General features: G+C 58.6%; 14 protein-coding genes. 2 read left to right on the forward strand and 12 right to left on the reverse strand.

The window, feature by feature from the left end; translation table 11 throughout:
* Window positions 1–81: 81 nt before the first annotated feature.
* From AB4874_RS17715 to AB4874_RS17730, 4 genes are all read right to left on the reverse strand, one after another.
* On the reverse strand, window positions 82–1,239 hold the full coding sequence (locus tag AB4874_RS17715) for a carbohydrate ABC transporter permease (RefSeq protein WP_368392972.1): 1,158 nt from the start codon (window positions 1,237–1,239) through the stop codon (window positions 82–84).
* Window positions 1,239–2,261, reverse strand: coding sequence for a carbohydrate ABC transporter permease (locus tag AB4874_RS17720; protein ID WP_368392973.1), 1,023 nt, complete (start codon window positions 2,259–2,261; stop codon window positions 1,239–1,241). The genes AB4874_RS17715 and AB4874_RS17720 overlap by 1 nt, the downstream gene beginning before the upstream one ends.
* A 66-nt stretch (window positions 2,262–2,327) precedes the next feature.
* Window positions 2,328–3,536, reverse strand: a complete 1,209-nt coding sequence (locus AB4874_RS17725) for an ABC transporter substrate-binding protein (RefSeq protein WP_368392974.1) — start codon at window positions 3,534–3,536, stop codon at window positions 2,328–2,330.
* 49 nt (window positions 3,537–3,585) lie between these two features.
* Window positions 3,586–4,641 (reverse strand): ABC transporter ATP-binding protein, encoded by a 1,056-nt coding sequence (locus AB4874_RS17730; protein WP_368392975.1) that lies wholly within the window; start codon window positions 4,639–4,641, stop codon window positions 3,586–3,588.
* Between the two features lie 234 nt (window positions 4,642–4,875).
* Here AB4874_RS17730 and AB4874_RS17735 point away from each other — a divergent pair, with 234 nt between their 5' ends.
* Window positions 4,876–5,883, forward strand: a complete 1,008-nt coding sequence (locus tag AB4874_RS17735; RefSeq protein WP_368392976.1) for a nuclear transport factor 2 family protein — start codon at window positions 4,876–4,878, stop codon at window positions 5,881–5,883.
* A 36-nt stretch (window positions 5,884–5,919) separates the two neighbouring features.
* Here AB4874_RS17735 and AB4874_RS17740 read toward each other — a convergent pair whose 3' ends face one another.
* From AB4874_RS17740 to AB4874_RS17775, 8 genes are all read right to left on the reverse strand, one after another.
* Window positions 5,920–6,243: a hypothetical protein gene (locus AB4874_RS17740; RefSeq protein WP_368392977.1), complete on the reverse strand. Its 324-nt coding sequence runs from the start codon at window positions 6,241–6,243 to the stop codon at window positions 5,920–5,922.
* Between the two features lie 408 nt (window positions 6,244–6,651).
* The gene (locus tag AB4874_RS17745; RefSeq protein WP_368392978.1) at window positions 6,652–8,064 is read right to left on the reverse strand and encodes an amidase family protein; all 1,413 of its coding nucleotides are present in this window, start codon (window positions 8,062–8,064) and stop codon (window positions 6,652–6,654) included.
* An 88-nt stretch (window positions 8,065–8,152) separates the two neighbouring features.
* Window positions 8,153–8,968: a FadR/GntR family transcriptional regulator gene (locus tag AB4874_RS17750; RefSeq protein WP_368392979.1), complete on the reverse strand. Its 816-nt coding sequence runs from the start codon at window positions 8,966–8,968 to the stop codon at window positions 8,153–8,155.
* A gap of 27 nt (window positions 8,969–8,995) precedes the next feature.
* On the reverse strand, window positions 8,996–9,700 hold the full coding sequence (locus tag AB4874_RS17755) for an ABC transporter ATP-binding protein (RefSeq protein WP_368392980.1): 705 nt from the start codon (window positions 9,698–9,700) through the stop codon (window positions 8,996–8,998).
* A complete protein-coding gene (locus AB4874_RS17760) occupies window positions 9,697–10,464 on the reverse strand; it encodes an ABC transporter ATP-binding protein (RefSeq protein WP_368392981.1) in 768 nt (255 codons plus the stop codon). Before AB4874_RS17760 ends, AB4874_RS17755 begins: the two co-directional genes overlap by 4 nt.
* Window positions 10,457–11,428, reverse strand: a complete 972-nt coding sequence (locus AB4874_RS17765; RefSeq protein WP_368392982.1) for a branched-chain amino acid ABC transporter permease — start codon at window positions 11,426–11,428, stop codon at window positions 10,457–10,459. Before AB4874_RS17765 ends, AB4874_RS17760 begins: the two co-directional genes overlap by 8 nt.
* 3 nt (window positions 11,429–11,431) lie before the next feature.
* Window positions 11,432–12,286, reverse strand: a complete 855-nt coding sequence (locus tag AB4874_RS17770; protein ID WP_368392983.1) for a branched-chain amino acid ABC transporter permease — start codon at window positions 12,284–12,286, stop codon at window positions 11,432–11,434.
* A gap of 90 nt (window positions 12,287–12,376) precedes the next feature.
* Window positions 12,377–13,588, reverse strand: coding sequence for an ABC transporter substrate-binding protein (locus tag AB4874_RS17775; protein WP_368392984.1), 1,212 nt, complete (start codon window positions 13,586–13,588; stop codon window positions 12,377–12,379).
* A gap of 567 nt (window positions 13,589–14,155) precedes the next feature.
* Here AB4874_RS17775 and AB4874_RS17780 point away from each other — a divergent pair.
* Window positions 14,156–15,931, forward strand: a complete 1,776-nt coding sequence (locus AB4874_RS17780) for a DUF6538 domain-containing protein (protein ID WP_368392985.1) — start codon at window positions 14,156–14,158, stop codon at window positions 15,929–15,931.
* Window positions 15,932–16,039: the final 108 nt, after the last annotated feature.

The raw sequence follows: 16,039 nt of genomic DNA on the forward strand, positions 1-16,039 counted from the left end.
GGCGGCCATCAGGCCGGGCGCGGCGGTGTCTTTTCGCCGCAGTCGAAAGCCTCCCGGCCCTCCCCTGCGAAAACGTTTGCCCTACCCCTTCACAGCGCCGGCGGTCAGGCCGCTGACGATCTGGCGCTGGAACACCATGACCAGCAGCAAGAGCGGCGCCGTGATCGACACCGCGGCCGCCACAGCCTGCACCTGATCAGTCGTCGTCGTCTCGCGATTGAAGAAGCTCATGATCGCGGGGACCATGGTCTGGTTTTGCGCGTCCAGCAGCAGCGAGCACACGAGAAAGTCGTTATAGGCGAGCAGGAAACTGAACAGGCCCGTCGTGATGACACCCGGCCACATGACGGGCATGATGACCCAACGAAAAGCCTGGAAATGGGTGCAGCCATCGACACGCGCCGCCTCGTCAAGATCAGCGGGGATGTTCTGGAAGAACGAGCGCAGCATCCAGATCGTGAATGGCTGGTTGATTGCCACCAAGACCGCGATCACGGCCCACGGCTGGCCGTAAAGCGTGGGCGCATGATCGCCCAGGATCGGTCGCAGGTATTCAGCGGAGTTGATGAAAACCGGAAGGTAGCCGGCGACCAGCACCGAATGCGGCAAAGCCCGAAACACTAGCGCAATGATCAATATCCAGAAGGCGAACGAGCCACCCGCTCGCGCGAGCGCATAGCCAGCGAGTGTGCCCACCGTGAGCGAGACGGTGACCACACCCCCGGTAATAAGCATGGAATTGGCGAAGTTGCGATAGAACTGCCGATCAACCCAAACCGCGCGATATTGCTCTGTCGTCAGACCGACAACCTTGTGCCCGAGCGGTCCCGCGATCGCGTCCAGTGCATGAGCGACCGGCGGCAGAAGAGTGAAGAAGACGACCACAAAAAGCGCTCCGAACAGGCTAGCCCCGGCGATCCAGCCCAAAGCAATCCAGCCCGCGGGCGAATACCGCCTCACCAGCACCGGCAGGCGACGCATCGCAAACCAAGCGGTGAAGATCAGCACAACGAGGCCGAGCAGGATATCAAGCACCGACAGCCCATGCCCCGCCGCCAGCGTCGCGGGCCCGAAGATGACCGCGAAGGGATTTTGCGAGAAGGCATCGATGGGCAACTTGAAGCTCATCACGGCAACCCAGAAGATCGGAAAGGCTGCCAGCAACGACCAGAAAATCAGGAAGATGGCGGATCCGGCACGCAGACCGAAAGACTGCTGCAAAGCTTTAGGCGTGGACATCAATGCGCCCCCTTATGATCGCGCCAGGTCTTGCGCAGGAGTGGAATGAGAAGGATCACAATGCCGACCATCGTCAGCATCGCGCTGGCCGAGGCACGGCTGATCGAGCGATTGCCGGACTGATCGGGTTCGAGGAACTGGTAGGTCAGCCATTGCAGCGAGATCACATGGCTTTGCGACGCAAAACCGACGATCTCTTCGAAGACCCGGTAAGCATCCATCAGGTGGATCAGGGCAACGAAAACTATCAGTGGCATCAGATGCGGGATCACTACATAGCGCAGCCGCTCGAACCGGCTCGCCCCATCGATGACGGCGCTCTCAAGCGTGTCCTGATTGACCGTTTGCAAACCAGCGTAGAACACCACAAAAGCGAAGGGTGCAACGTGCCAGACCCGGAAGAAGAGGATCAGGATCTCGATCGTCCAGCCATGAGCGAACATATAGACTTGGTGCCCCAGCAAGTGGTTCAGCGCGGCTGTCAGAATGCCGTCACCAACAAAAAGCCACCGGATGGAAAGCGCTCCGATTACCGGCGTGATGATGAAGGGCAACAAGGAGATAAAGATCACCTGGCCCCGGATTTCGCGCGCGGCATTGTTCACGGCAAGGGCGATTGCCAGACCCAAGCCGATCACAAAGGGCAAGGTGATGAGAGTGAAGGTCAGGGTGAAACGCAGCGCTTTCCAGAAATCGATCGCCATCAGGTCCGACCAGCTACGTTTCGCGAAAGCCTCGGCGACGCGCCCCAACTCAAGCACGTTGCCATAGCTCTTCCAGCCGACGAATTCAGTCTGGGTCTCGACCTTGCCGTCAGTTCCGATGCGCGGCTGCAGCTTGTCTTCGGTCGTGCAAATCTGCTTGAGGAATCCCGGAGTGCAAGTCTCGACCTGAACCTTGTCATAGATCGGCTGCGTAACGTGGAAGCTGTTCCAGAACACCGTCGCAAGCGGCGCGGCGATGAAGACCAGCATCATCACCACGGACGGGGCGATGAAGGCCAGGAATGTCTTGCGTTTCATAACGGTCTCCGCTGCGCCGGTGAGTGAGAGCCGCGCGACGATCCAGGGCGTCGCGCGGCGCGGGACTTATTGCATCAGGCCCGCTTCTTTGGCGGAGGTGATATAGGCCGCCTCGATGTCGGCCAGCGCGGTCTTGGCGTCCTTCTTGCCAAGGAGATAATCGGCAAGCCCATTCCCCAGTGCCGTCTGGAGAAGTCCCATCTCGGTGCTGGCAGGGAACGGCGCGGCGCCTCCATTTGCGCTTGCGATCGCACCTTCGGCGGTCGGGCCGGGCTGGAAGCCTTTGATCAGCCAAATCGCGTCGTCATTATGCGCCTTGACCATCTCCGGGCTCATGCCAGCCATCGCGACGCGGAAAGCAGCATCCGCTTGCTCATCGGAGATGTTCTTTGCAACGACGATGCCATCCCACCAGAGGGTCGTCATCGGCCTGACCGAGCCCATCGGAGCCGAAGCCATCTTCACCTTGCCAACGACCTGGCTTTCCTTCGGATCGTCCATCGCCCCGGCGCGCGACCCCCAGAGATTGGCCATTGCAATCTTGCCCTGCTGGAACTGCTGCTGGACGACAGTGCTATCCGATGTCAGGAATTCGGGGTTCATATACTTGGTCTCGGCCTTCATCAACTCGAGCACCTTGACGCCGGTCGCATTGTTGATCGCGGGCGTGTTGCCCGGACCAAAAAAGGTGCCACCCTCGCCGAGGTAATCGTTGACGAACTCCATCGACAGGTTCCAGCCGGTCTGAAACGTTCCGCCAATCGGATATTGCATGATCCCGGCTGCGCGGATCTTCTCGGCCGCCGCGAGCACATCGTCATAGGTCTTGGGCGCAGACAGACCGAGCTGATCGAAGACGTCCTTGCGATACATCAGATGCTGCGCGTTGACCTGAAATGCGACGGCCATGATCTTGCCGTTGATGCGGATCAGCTGGTTCTCGTTCAGGCCTTTGCCGTATTTCGCAACGAGATCGTCTAGCGGCCGGATCGTGCCTTCATTGATCAGCGGCACAATCGTCGAATTCGCAACTCCGCCAAGCTGATATAGCGCCGGGTTAGCGGCAAAGGCGGCGGGTTGCTTCGTCTTGAATTCTTGGTCGAGCTCTGCGGTGAAATTGCCACATTCGCCCATTGCTCCGGCGACGTCTTTCCAGGCCTCGAAGCCCGCTGCCAGCAGCTTCACCGGAACGGTATTCTTGAACGAGCACTCCGCCCAGGCTCCAGATGCCATAACGGACATGGCGCCCGCGAGGATCAGCTTCTTTCCGAACATTGCCTTGTCTCCCTGTGTGATTTATTTTCGGCTTTTATTCTTGGTTTACTCAGCGCCCGGTCTCGATCCGCGCGCCTGTGGTCTTGTCGAAGATGTGGCAGATGGCGGCGGGCACCGAGAGGCTGACCGGGTCGCCGATCTCGGCGCGGTAGTCCTTAGCAGCCTTCACGCTGACCATGCCCCCCCCCGCGCGCACGGCGATCATCGTTGAGTCGCCCAGCAGCTCCATCGTGTAGACGGGAGCCGAGATTTCACCAGCACTTGAAGCAACGGCGGCGTCTTCAGCCCGAAAGCCCACAATCACAGGTCCATCCGGCATCGAAAGCCCTTCGATCCGCACGTTTTTCGCTTCGAAAACGCCGCCACGGATTTCACCTTCCACCAGGTTCATTGCCGGTGAACCGATGAAGCCGGCAACGAACGTATTGGACGGGCGATCATAGATCTCGGTGGGCGAACCGACCTGCTGGATCTTGCCGCGGTTCATCACCACGACGCGATCCGCGAGAGTCATCGCTTCGATCTGGTCGTGGGTGACGTAGATGGTCGTCGCCTGAAGCTCGTGGCTGAGGTTCTTGATCTGGGCCCGAGTCGAGACACGCAGCTTGGCATCGAGGTTCGAAAGCGGCTCATCCATCAAGAAAACGGACGGCTTGCGCACGATAGCGCGCGCGAGGGCGACGCGCTGACGTTGGCCTCCCGAAAGTTCGGAGGGCTTGCGATGCATGAAATCCGACAGCTCGACCATTTCAGCGGCGCGCTTGACGCGTTCGTCATGGGTTGAGGGAACCGCCTTCCGCACTTTCAGGGGAAATCGGATGTTCTCGTAGACGGTCATGTTGGGATACAGGCCGTAGGATTGGAACACCATCGCCACGTCGCGATCCTTGGGATCGAGGTCGTTCACCAAACGATCGCCAATTCTGATCTCGCCCTCGCTCACATCCTCGAGCCCTGCGATCATCCGCATAGTAGTGGTTTTGCCACATCCCGACGGTCCGAGCAGAACCAGGAATTCGCGATCTGCAATCTTCAGGTCGACACTGTGGACACCGACGAAGGTTCCCCAGCGCTTGCACACATTACGCAGTTCGATCTCGGCCATCGTGTCATCCCTGTCAGCCGCTGGTGCGGTATTTTGCATACGTTTGCAAAAACAGTAGACTCGCCTCGCACCACGTGGCAAGATTTTTTTTGCAAACGTATGCAAATATCCGTTAGGCGGTTGATAAAATACGAAAAAGCAACCGTCTACCCCACTCTTTCGAGACCTGAGAAGCCGTTTCGAGCACCAAAGCCCGAGTCGTTTTCTTTTCTCACTCAAGCCCGAGGCTAACAGATGACTGACATCCAATCCGCCAAGCAGGTCGTTCTCGACCATTACGCAGAGATCGCCGCTGCAACCCCTGCCACGATTGCCGAGGCCCTGGGTCGCAGAACACATCCCGACTGGCTCTGGCGCGGGATGCACCCTCTCCACGAACAAACCGGCGCAGGCGCAGTGGCAGAGGCGTTCTGGGGGCCCTTCCTGACCTCCATGACACGTGTGCAGCGCCGACAGGACGTTTTCATGGCCGGTCCGAACCAGATCGACGGCTTCCGGTCGACCTGGGTCGTTTCGATGGGACATCTGATGGCGCTTTTCGACCGGGCATTTCTTGGGATCCGCCCAACCGGCAAGATCGCCATGTTGCGCTATGCGGAGTTCAACAAGGTCGAAGATGGTCAGATCGTCGAGACGGCACTGTTCTTCGACCTGATTCACTTGATGCATCAAGCGGGCCTGCGCCCCCTGCCTCCTCAAACCGGTGCGCATCTGGTGCAGCCAGGTCCCGCAACCCATGACGGGCTTCTGTTCGACGGGCAAGACCCGGCGATGGGAGAGAAGACGCTTGCGCTCATCAACCGCATGATCGGCGACATCAATGATCACCAGCAATACAAGGGTCCGGCGGACGAGCTCGCGGCGTGTTGGCACGACGATATGATCTGGTGGGGCCCTGACGGGATCGGTGCCACCTATACGATCCCACGCTATATCGAGCAGCACCAGAAGCCGTTCCGAGCTCAGATCACAGATCGCAATTTCAACGGGCACCTCTGCCGTCTCGCGGAGGGGAATTTTGGCGGTTTCTTCGGCTGGCCCAATCTGACGCTTACACCCACCGGCGGCTACATGGGCCTCACCGCGAACGGGAAAACCACGGCCGACATGCGAGTGGTGGACATATATCGGCGAGAGGGCGACAAGCTCGCAGAGAACTGGATCTTCATCGACATGCTACATTTCCTGAACATGCAAGGGCTCGACGTGCTGGGTCGAATGGCGAGCCTGACACCGGAGTAATCCGGCGCGTCCGGCGGCCCGCCAAGCTCGGAAATGTTACGTCAGCACTGTAACCCAGTGGCGCAGCTTGACCGTGTCTTGCGCGGCCAGCCAATGCGTGAGCGCGTGCAGATCGCCCTCGCCCTGATCCTCAACGCGCAGCGAAATCACGCCGCCGGCCGTGCAGCGCAGCAGATTGAGCTTCAACCCGGCGCCGCGCAAACCGGTCGCGCAGATCGCAACACCCTGCAACGGATCATCAGCCTCGAAATCCAGTTCATAGAGGAAACGCGCCCCCGGAAACGCACGCCGTGTCTCGTTAATCTGTGCTGCGGGCACAGGGGCATGGTGTAGACACGTATCTTGCAGGGCAATGCCCATCGCGACCTCCTTTCGCGCCTCGGCGCGGATAGTTGGAAGAAAACGCGATGGTTTTCTTCGCTTTAGCTGTATTTATTTCGCGCCCGCAAGCTGATGCTCAAATCGGCGCGTTACTGATCCCAGTAAATACACCGCCCGAGCGACAAAGAAAAGAGCACGTTTTCATGAGGTCCGCGGGCTAGGTGTTTAGTCCCAGTGTGTGATGGACACTCCCCGAATGGATACACAGCGCCCTTTATTGACACAATTACCAGCCGTTGAGACAGCGTTAACGGCTTCCTCCGAGTTGCTGGATTGGTGGAACAGTTCGGTAGACGAAATAAAGGCGTTGGTCCGCAACGCTGGCTAACCCTATCCGCAAGTAGTTCTCACGCGAGGCCCGGTTGCATCATTAACGCCCTTAAAACCTCAGATTTGCGCGATCGTGACCGGGACAGAGCGAGCTTCAATTTCGCGAGCGGCGTCGAATAACACGTCTTCTCGGAACCGCGATGCCACCATCTGTATCCCAAGCGGAGCGCCATCCGGGGTTTCTCCACTAGCAAGCGCCAAGGCAGGTAATCCGGTGACGGGTAGCCCGACCATAGACATCTGCGCGCGCCAGACACGGCGATAATCCTCGTCGGTGCCCAGATCAAGATCATCGGGGAAAGGAAGCTCCGCACTGGGTGGCAGCAAAACAATCGGATATTGCTGTAAAAACACGTTCCAGGCGCGCGTGATTTCGGCACGGCGGATCAGGGCCAGAGGGATGGCATCAGGTGCGAGAGAACGCACGAAGTCTCCTTGTCCCTCAAGCGCGCGCAACGCACCCGGATCGCCCTCTGCCTGTGCGGCGGCATATTTTCCTGAATAATCATGTCCGAGCCAAAGAGTGATCTGAAGTTGCGCCGCCTCAGCAATCGGCGGCAGGGTTTCCACCTCATCGACGACCCAACCGGCGGCGCGCAGCTTTTCGGCAGCTTCAAGCAAGACACCCTCAAGCGCCGGATCGGTATCCATCCCGTCCGGGCGCAGGCAAAGTGCTGCGCGCCGATCAACTGGCGGGCCGATCAACGGCGCGGGCACCGACCAGATGTCACGCGGATCAGGTTTCGCCATGGCGGTGAAACCCAACCACAGATCTGCGACCGAGCGGGCTAGCGGGCCCGAGGCCGCCATGATCTGGCCACCAATGTCGCGTTCGGCACCACTTTCATTATGCGCGGCAATGCGCCCGAAGCTGGGTCGCAGCCCATGCACGCCACAGGCATAAGCCGGGTAGCGCACAGAGCCCGCAATGTCAGTTCCGTGAGCGATCGCGCCAATCCCGGCCGCGACTGCGGCCCCTGCCCCACCTGAAGATCCGCCGGGTGTTATATCTTTGCGGCGTGGATTGTAGGTGTGACCGTGTAGCTGGTTATTGGTAAACCAGCGATAGCTGAAAGCCGGAGTGTTTGTCCTGCCAAGGCTCACTGCTCCCGCGCCCAGCAGGTTCTCGACAACGGGGCTACTAACAGTTGCAATCAGATTTTTCTGTGACCGAAGCCCGTTTGTCGTCGCATAGCCACGCTGGTCGACAATCACCTTGATCGTCACCGGCACCCCGGCCAATGGCCCCGGATCCACGCCACGCGCGATCCGATCATCAATCGCATCGGCGGCGGCGAGCGTCTCGTCGGGCCGACATTCAACGACCGCGTTGATCATCGGATTGACTGCTTCAAGCCGGTCGAGCCCCGCTTGCGCCACTTCGCGTGCGCTGATTTTGCGCGCGCGCACAAGCGCTGCGATTTGCGTCGCGCCAAGCGCCCAAAGCGGGGTGTCTGCTAGATCGGTCATACAAAGAACTCCTGTATTATCAATATTCAACAGTCGAACACGTCGAAACGCGTTCTTGCCGTAAGAGCGGCTTGGCTAAATTTGACGCTTAACGCGTCAAGATCCTATCCATGTGAAAAGAAGCATCGAGCTTGCGCATGAAACGCGATGCGCAATCCATATGCTCGCTCATGATTGCTGCCGCTGCATCGGCATCGCGCGCGCGAAATGCCGCCAGCAAATCGCGATGAGCATCGACGTTGTGCGCGCCGAAATGATCGTGCTCGACCATCGCTTCGGAACGATAGCTCACAAGATCGCGCAACATTGAATTCAGGAAACGGCACATGAAAATCAGCATCACGTTGTCTGAGGCCTCGCACAAAATGTCGTGGAACTCGGTCTCTGCGGTGCGAACCCGCTCTCGATCCTGCGCTTGATTGGCCGCATCGCAAAGCGCGATATTCTGCGCAAGCCGGGTCAGGTGCTCTTCGGTCAACCGCCCTGTCACGTTGCGCGCCAAAACAACTTCGAGCGTTTGGCGCAACTCGTAAACCTGTGCGAAATCGAGCTTTTGAAAATGCAAGTAGCGGCGCAGCTGCTGAGTAACAATATCGATCGACGCGGCCTGAACCTCGGGCCCACCATTGGGCCCCGAAACCATGCGCAAAAGCCCCTCGACCTCGAGCGCTTTGAGCGCCTCGCGGATCGTCCCTTTGGAGCAACCGTAATATTCCATGAGGCTGCGCTCGTTGGGAAGGCGGTCGCCCGGGTGCAACCCCTCGCGCGAGATCCGGCGGCGAATTTCCTCGGTGATTTGGTCGGACAGCTTGATCCGGGTCAGACGCCCGGCCGGGCGCGACGGTGTATCCTTGCCTATTCGCGCCATCTCGCGCGGTCCGTCTTTGTTGGTATGATCCGACACTCTTCATCCTTAATTGGTTCGGCGCGCTTAGGCGCTCACCCCTAGATAGCGATCAATCGTTGCGGGATCACGGGCAAATCCGGCCGCATCCGCGACATGCACGATGCGGCCCATTTCTAAGATGTAATGACGGTCGGCCAGCGCCCGGCACACGGCAAGGTTCTGCTCGACCAGCAAGATCGGCACGCCTGCATCGCGTATCAGGCGGATCTGGTCCACGATCTCTTCGACGATGATCGGCGCGAGCCCCTCGACCGGTTCGTCCAGCATCAACACCTTCGGCCCCCCTAGAAGCGCGCGTGCAATGGAGAGCATCTGTTGCTCACCGCCAGAGAGCTTTCCTCCTCCATTGCGCCTGCGCTCTTCAAGGCGCGGGAATATCCGGTAGATGTCGGACATTGCCCAAGGCGAGCCACGCCGCACCGCAATGCGCAGGTTCTCCTCGACGGTGAGTAGCTGGAAGATACCGCGATCCTCAGGCACCAATGACAGCCCCGCCGAGGCAATACGATGTGCAGGTTGGCCCGTCACATCGCGTCCGGACAACTCGACCCGACCCGAACGCGGCGTCAGGGCTCCGACTGCGGATTTGAGCGTCGTGCTTTTCCCCGCGCCGTTGCGCCCAAGCAGCGTCACGATTTCGCCCTCGCCCAGTTCAAGTGACACTCCTTGCAGGATGTGGCTCTTGCCGTAATAGCTTTGCAGATCAGTGATCCGAAGTGCCGCTGTCATGCGATATCTCCCGTGATCATATTGCCGAGATAGGCCCGCTTGACCTCAGGATCTTCACGCACCTGTGCAGGCGGTCCCTCAACGAGCTTGCGACCCAAACGCATCACCGTCACCGTGTCCGAGATGTTCATCACGATGCCCATATTATGCTCGATGAACAGCACCGTGTGATCCCCACCCAGATCGCGGATCAGTGTCTTCATACCGTCGATATCGTCGATCCCCATTCCAGAGGTCGGCTCGTCAAGAAGGATTACCCGCGGGCGGGCCGCGATCGCCATGCCAACCTCAAGCCGGCGCTGCTGACCGTGTGACAACTCACCTGCGGGTCGCGTTGCTACGTTTTGTAAAGACAATCGCTCGATCACCGCATCGGCCGTTTCTAGGATCTCGGTGCTCGCCTCAGCGCGGCGCCACGGGATCAGTGCTTGCCACGGCGTGCGCCCTTGGGCGGCGAGGCGCAGATTTTCGCGCAGGCTTAGCTCGGGAAACAGGCTCGTGACCTGAAACGAACGCGCAATTCCCAATCGGACTCGGTCGTCATCCGAGGCGCGGGTAATATCACGCCCCTCTAGCTCAATCCGGCCACTGTTGGCCGAAACGGTGCCCGTCAGCGCATGAAACAGCGTTGTCTTGCCCGCTCCGTTGGGACCGATCACCGAATGGACGGAATTACGTTTAACGGCGAGGTCAACCTCACTGAGCGCATCGAACGAACCGTAACGCACACCCAGGCCCCGTGTTTGCAAAGCAATCTCAGACATCGGGACCCTCCTTTTTCGAGGTGGCAAACCGCGCGATGGTGCCGTCCCAGAGCCGCTCGACCAGTCCCCAAAGACCGCGTTGGAAAAACAGCGCTACAGCGACCAGAACAAGGCCCAACAACAGCAACCAACGTGGCCAGATAACCGAAAGCGTATCGGCAAGCACAAGATAAAAACCCGCACCCACCACCGAGCCGAAGAGGCTGGTAGAGCCGCCAATGATTGTCATCACGAGGATCATTTCGCTGGTGTGGTAGTTTATGCTCTCGAGCGGCGCGATGCCGATCAACATAGCATGTAACGCCCCGCCTAGCGCAGTGATCGCTCCCGAGATCGCAAAGGCCTCAATCTTGAACAGCCGCACGGGAAAGCCGATTGCAGCGGCGCGCCCCTCGTTCTCGCGGATTGCAAGCAAGGTCCGCCCAAAGGTTGAGCGCGTAACGACCAAAAGCAACGAAAAGATCACCAGAAAGAACAGCGCAACATAAGTGTAATAACTCCACGGACCATCCAACGTATGGCCCATGAGCTGAGGACGCGGCACGCCAAGCAGCCCGTTATCGCCGCCTGTGATGTCGCTAAACGTATACGCGAGGAAATAGAACATCTGCGAAAATGCCAACGTCAGCATCACGAAATAAACGCCCTGACGGCGAATTGAGAACCACCCCACCGCCGTTGCGACGACGGCCCCCAACACCACTGCGCAGAGCATCACAAGCGGCACCGGCACCTGCCAGCGGGTCGTCAGAACGCCCGCCACATAGGTGCCCAATCCAAAGAATATGCCTTGGCCAAACGAGAGAAGCCCGGTGTAGCCCAGCAAGAGATTACAGGCTGCAACAACCATCGCATAAATCAGGATTTCTGTGGCGAGGATGCCCGAGCTGAGCACCAGCGGCAAGATCACCACGGTCGCGAGCGCCAAGAATATCTGGACTTTAACTGTGTCGAGAACATGCACCGCTTAGATCCTCCCCAGAAGGCCACGCGGACGGATCGCGATCACCGCTGCCATAGCGATATAGATGAATAGCTGCGCACCCTGCGGCCAGATGGTCGACATGAGGCTTTGGGTGATGCCGATCAGCAGGCCAGCCACGAGCGCGCCGGAATAGCTGCCCATACCACCGATCACCACGACCACGAAGGCCACTGACAGCGCCTCAGCCCCCATGAAGGGGTCTACCCCGCGGATCGGTGCTGCCAGCGCTCCAGCAAGACCAGCAAGCCCAGCACCGAACGCAAAGACGGCGGTATTGATGCGCATGGTGTTGTAGCCCAGAAGCGCCATATTCGAGGCCGATTCCGATCCGGCCCGCACGATCGCCCCCAACCGCGTGCCCTCAAGCAGCCACCACAGCCCACCAGCCAGAACCGCCGTGACCGCGATCGTGAAGAGGCGGTATTGCGGATAGACGAAATTGCCCAGCATCACCACGCCGTTCAACCCATCTGGCGTCGGCACCGAGCCCCCTATTGGCCCCCATATAATGATCGCAAGTTCTTGGAACACAAGCGCAATCCCGACCGTCACGAGGATATGGAACGTGTGGGGCAATTTATAAATGCGGTGCAGCAGCAGCGCCTCGATAGCGCCAGCGACTAACGCGACAACTAGCGTCGCAATTGGCAGCGCAATCCAAAAACTCACACCGCGATCGACCAGATCATAGGTAAGATAGGCACCCAGAAGATAAAACGCGCCATGGGCGAAATTCACGAATTGCAGCAGTCCGAAGATGATGCTTAGCCCGGCTGCGAGCAGAAAATACAGCATCCCAAGTCCGATGCCGTTGAGGATCTGGAACAAATAGATCACGGGGACACGCTCCCAAATTGCCAAATTGCGCGGTCAGGACACCGCCGGGACAGGCTGCCCCAGCGGATCGATCAAACGAGATCAGCCCTCTTAGCTGGGCATCTTGCAGCCAGCCGCTTCCGGGTCGAGGAAGGATTGCCCAGAGTGGATGATCTCGGCGTAATCATCCTTGTCCTTCATGTCGGCCTTGGCCTTTCCCTTGAGCAGGTAATAGTTCTTGATCACTTGGTGGTCGGCAGCGCGCACCGTTTCTGGCCCTGTCAGGCCGTCATAAGTCATACCTTCAAGCTCTTTGGCGACCGCAGGCCCTTCCGTGCTGCCAGCCATGAGCGCGGCCTCCAGCAGCAACTTCGAGATGATGTAGGATCCTGCCAGCGAGTAATTCGGATTGTAGCCGAATTTTTCCTGCACAGCTTTCACCAGCGCCTGGTTCGCAGGCGCTTCGGCAGCGTGCCAGTATTGCGCTCCGAAATAGACGCCTTCGCAGGTATCGGCACCCAGTTCTTCGAACTGCTCGAGGCCCGAAGCCCACGCAACGACGATGGTCATGCGTTGCTTCATGCCAAACGAGATCGCTTGACGCAGCGTAGCCGAGGATTGCGAGCCGAAGTTCAGCAGCAACAACACGTCGGGTTGCGCGGATAAGGCGTTTGTCAGGTAGCCTGAAAATTCACGCTCGCTCAGCGAATGATAGCTGTTACCAACATGCTCGATGCCCTTCTCCTTGAACACATCCTTGGCTGCGCTCAAAAGCCCCTCGCCAAAGACGTATTGCGGCGTAATCGTATACCACTTCTTAGCGTCAGGAAGCATGTCGATCAGCGGCCGCACGGTCTCGTTGATGGCGCCGTAGGTCGGCACGGACCAACGAAAAGTCGATTGGTTGCAATCCTTGCCAGTAATCTCATCGGCACCTGCGGTTGTCATCAAGACCCCACCAGCGCGTCCGGCTTCTTTACCCATGGCCAGAGAAACCGAGGACAGGATGCCGCCCGCAAACAACTTGGCGCCGTCTTGGCTTGCCGCGTCTTGCACCCTGCGCACAGCGGTCGCAGGCTTACCCTCTGTATCGAGATCGAGCGTCGAGATTTCAACGCCATGTGCCGCTGCCACCTCATCGGCGGCGAGCTTTGCGCCAATCACAGCGTATTTGCCATTGGCGGCAAATGCCCCCGAGATTGGCACCGGCACGGCAAGCGTGATCGGAGCTCCTTGAGCAAGCACTTGCCCAGAGAGAAATGGCATAGCGAGCGCCCCGGTGGTCAGAGCAGACGTAGCCAGAAACTTGCGTCGAGTAATCATGATGGTTCCCCGTTGTGTTTTTGGTCGTTTGTAAAGTTGATCATAACTATACGCATAGATTCAACAAACTATTCGTGATAGTGCGGCAATCGCATGAAATCGCCTAATTTTTAAGCACACCTGGACAAAGGAAGCCGGAAATGAAGATATAAATCTCCAAGTCCATTTGGATGTTCCACGGCATCAGGGCCCTCCAGCACCTAACGTTGCCGGACAATCAGCCCCATTGGCACCCTCTCCGGTTCAAACAAGCGGAACAAAGAAATCTCTTTGCAACCGCAAGATCCTTGCGAGTTTGAAAATAGCCTTGATTCAGATGAAAATTGGTGTGACAGGTGTCACACCAGACTGTCACACCATCGGCGGCTCTGCGGAACCTGATCTCAACAAGATCAATGGGTTACATAGAGACGAAGATGGCTCCGATCCCTACCGCCGGAGCCATCTTCATCTTCAAGGTGTTGATTTTGCTACGAAATGCCCGTTTTGGCTTCGTAGGTGTGGCATTGGGGTGTTCCATCCCCTTCTCTCTGTGCGGCCCGTCCGAAGACAGGACGACGCGAGACAATGCACGGCCAGCTCCACCTTTTCCGCCGCGGTTCCGCCTATCAATGGCGCCGCCGAATCCGGACGTTTTCCACAAAAATCGTTGATCTGAAGCTCTCTCTGGGGACGACGGATCGACGTGTTGCGATTATTCTTGCACGCAGGATCAGTGCGGAAAGTGACGACATTATGGATGACATCATCAGGACAAAAATCACTCCGGAGGAGGCGCGCGCCTGGTTATCCGATGTGATCCGCCGCGAGCGGGGAAAGATCGAAAAGCTCCAGATGTTGCGGCGCTTTGATTCAGATGATCCGCAGGATGACGCGCGCCATGACGACGCTGCGCGCAGGGCATGGGCGCATCTGGCGCAGGCCGGGCTGCACAGCCACGCACCTGAAGGCACGCCAGATCTGGTGCTCTCAAACATCGAATTGTTTCGCCGCGACCTGACGAGCGAAAGCCGGCGCCGCATCGTCGCACGCGATTTTAAGGACCTTACCGGACGGGAGACCGTCTCTGCCTTCGAACTCGTGACACTGATGAACCTACTGATCTCGGGCAAGCGTGCGGCCTGGGTGGGTCACGAGGCTGCGTTGGAACCGATGGAAACGCTCGCGGATGCGCTGTCTTCGCAGGCTCCATCCGCGCTTCTCGGGCACACGCCCTCTGCGCCGACGGCAAGTGCAACTTGCGAGGTGCCGCACGTTCTCTCCACTCCCCCGCCCCCGCGCCTCGACCCGACCATTGCCGCTGTTATCGAACGCTTGGTCGCGATGAAACGCGAAGAAGGCATCGAGGAGAAAACCCTGCGCCAGTATCGCAGTTTCGGCGAGCTCTTCACCCTTCTGAGCGGCATCACGGACATTCGCGAAATCCGCCAGACTGATGCAACCGCCTTTCGCGCGGCGCTTCAGAAGATACCGAAAAGCTGGGGAAAGAGCCCCTCAGACCGCGACGCCAGCCGTGCAGAGGTTATGTCTCGTGCGGCAACTTTGCCGCCCGACAAGATCGGGCTCTCAACCGGCACCATTAACCGCCATCTCGATCATCTCAGCCAAGTCGCCTCTTGGGCCGCAGATGAGGGTTTTACACTCGACCCACGCCTCGACCCCAGCAAGTTGCGCCGCAAGGAAACGGTGCGAGAGAGCGACAAGAAAGACGCCTTTACCCCTGCCCAGCTTGATCAGCTCTTCAGCGACCCCGTTTGGACTGGCTCTGAATCCGAGTATTATCAGACTCGTCCCGGGAAACGGGTATATCGCAACGGGCTCTACTGGTGCCCGATGATCGCGGCCGTAACCGGGGCGCGACGTGAAGAGATTTCGGGCCTCACCCCGGACGACATCATAGAGGTCGATGGAATTGCGTGCATCTCCATCGTCGAAACCGAACAGCGTCGGATCAAGACACTCTCCTCGCGTCGCATCGTACCGATTCATTCCCGCCTGATCGCGTTAGGCTTCCTTGATCACGTTGCCAAGATCCAACGCGACGGCCATCCCGACCTGTTTCCAGACCTTCGCGAACCTAAATCCGGCAAGCACGGTCGTAAGCTTGGTCGCCGGATGCGCCAGATCATTGATGACACGCTTGGTCTCGAAAGCGCGGCACTGTCGTTCCAAAGCTTCCGTCACTATGTTCAAAATGCTCTTGAGCAGGCTGAGGTCAACGACAAGATCATCCGGGATATCGTTGGCCACGAAGGTCGCGATGTTCACGAAAAAGTTTATCACAAACCCACCCCGCCTGCCCTTATGCGTCCGGCAATCGAAGCTCTGCAGCTGAGGGTTTGAGGTCCGGAGCATGAGAAAATGATATGAAAGCGGATCGGGTTTCGTCCAGCCTCCTCCGACTGAAGTATGCGTCTGGATTGGACGCAGTTCACTCGAGACATTCCTTGT

The organism is Thioclava arctica, from assembly GCF_040892615.1.
Taxonomy (GTDB): domain Bacteria; phylum Pseudomonadota; class Alphaproteobacteria; order Rhodobacterales; family Rhodobacteraceae; genus Thioclava; species Thioclava arctica.

Coding starts and splice junctions, on each gene's coding strand:
- AB4874_RS17725 (WP_368392974.1), bottom strand. CDS start 3,536: ATGTTCGGAAAGAAGCTGATCCTCGCGGGCGCCATGTCCGTTATGGCA.
- AB4874_RS17730 (WP_368392975.1), bottom strand. CDS start 4,641: ATGGCCGAGATCGAACTGCGTAATGTGTGCAAGCGCTGGGGAACCTTC.
- AB4874_RS17720 (WP_368392973.1), bottom strand. CDS start 2,261: ATGAAACGCAAGACATTCCTGGCCTTCATCGCCCCGTCCGTGGTGATG.
- AB4874_RS17715 (WP_368392972.1), bottom strand. CDS start 1,239: ATGTCCACGCCTAAAGCTTTGCAGCAGTCTTTCGGTCTGCGTGCCGGA.
- AB4874_RS17745 (WP_368392978.1), bottom strand. CDS start 8,064: ATGACCGATCTAGCAGACACCCCGCTTTGGGCGCTTGGCGCGACGCAA.
- AB4874_RS17775 (WP_368392984.1), bottom strand. CDS start 13,588: ATGATTACTCGACGCAAGTTTCTGGCTACGTCTGCTCTGACCACCGGG.
- AB4874_RS17780 (WP_368392985.1), top strand. CDS start 14,156: ATGCACGGCCAGCTCCACCTTTTCCGCCGCGGTTCCGCCTATCAATGG.
- AB4874_RS17740 (WP_368392977.1), bottom strand. CDS start 6,243: ATGGGCATTGCCCTGCAAGATACGTGTCTACACCATGCCCCTGTGCCC.
- AB4874_RS17735 (WP_368392976.1), top strand. CDS start 4,876: ATGACTGACATCCAATCCGCCAAGCAGGTCGTTCTCGACCATTACGCA.
- AB4874_RS17755 (WP_368392980.1), bottom strand. CDS start 9,700: ATGACAGCGGCACTTCGGATCACTGATCTGCAAAGCTATTACGGCAAG.
- AB4874_RS17760 (WP_368392981.1), bottom strand. CDS start 10,464: ATGTCTGAGATTGCTTTGCAAACACGGGGCCTGGGTGTGCGTTACGGT.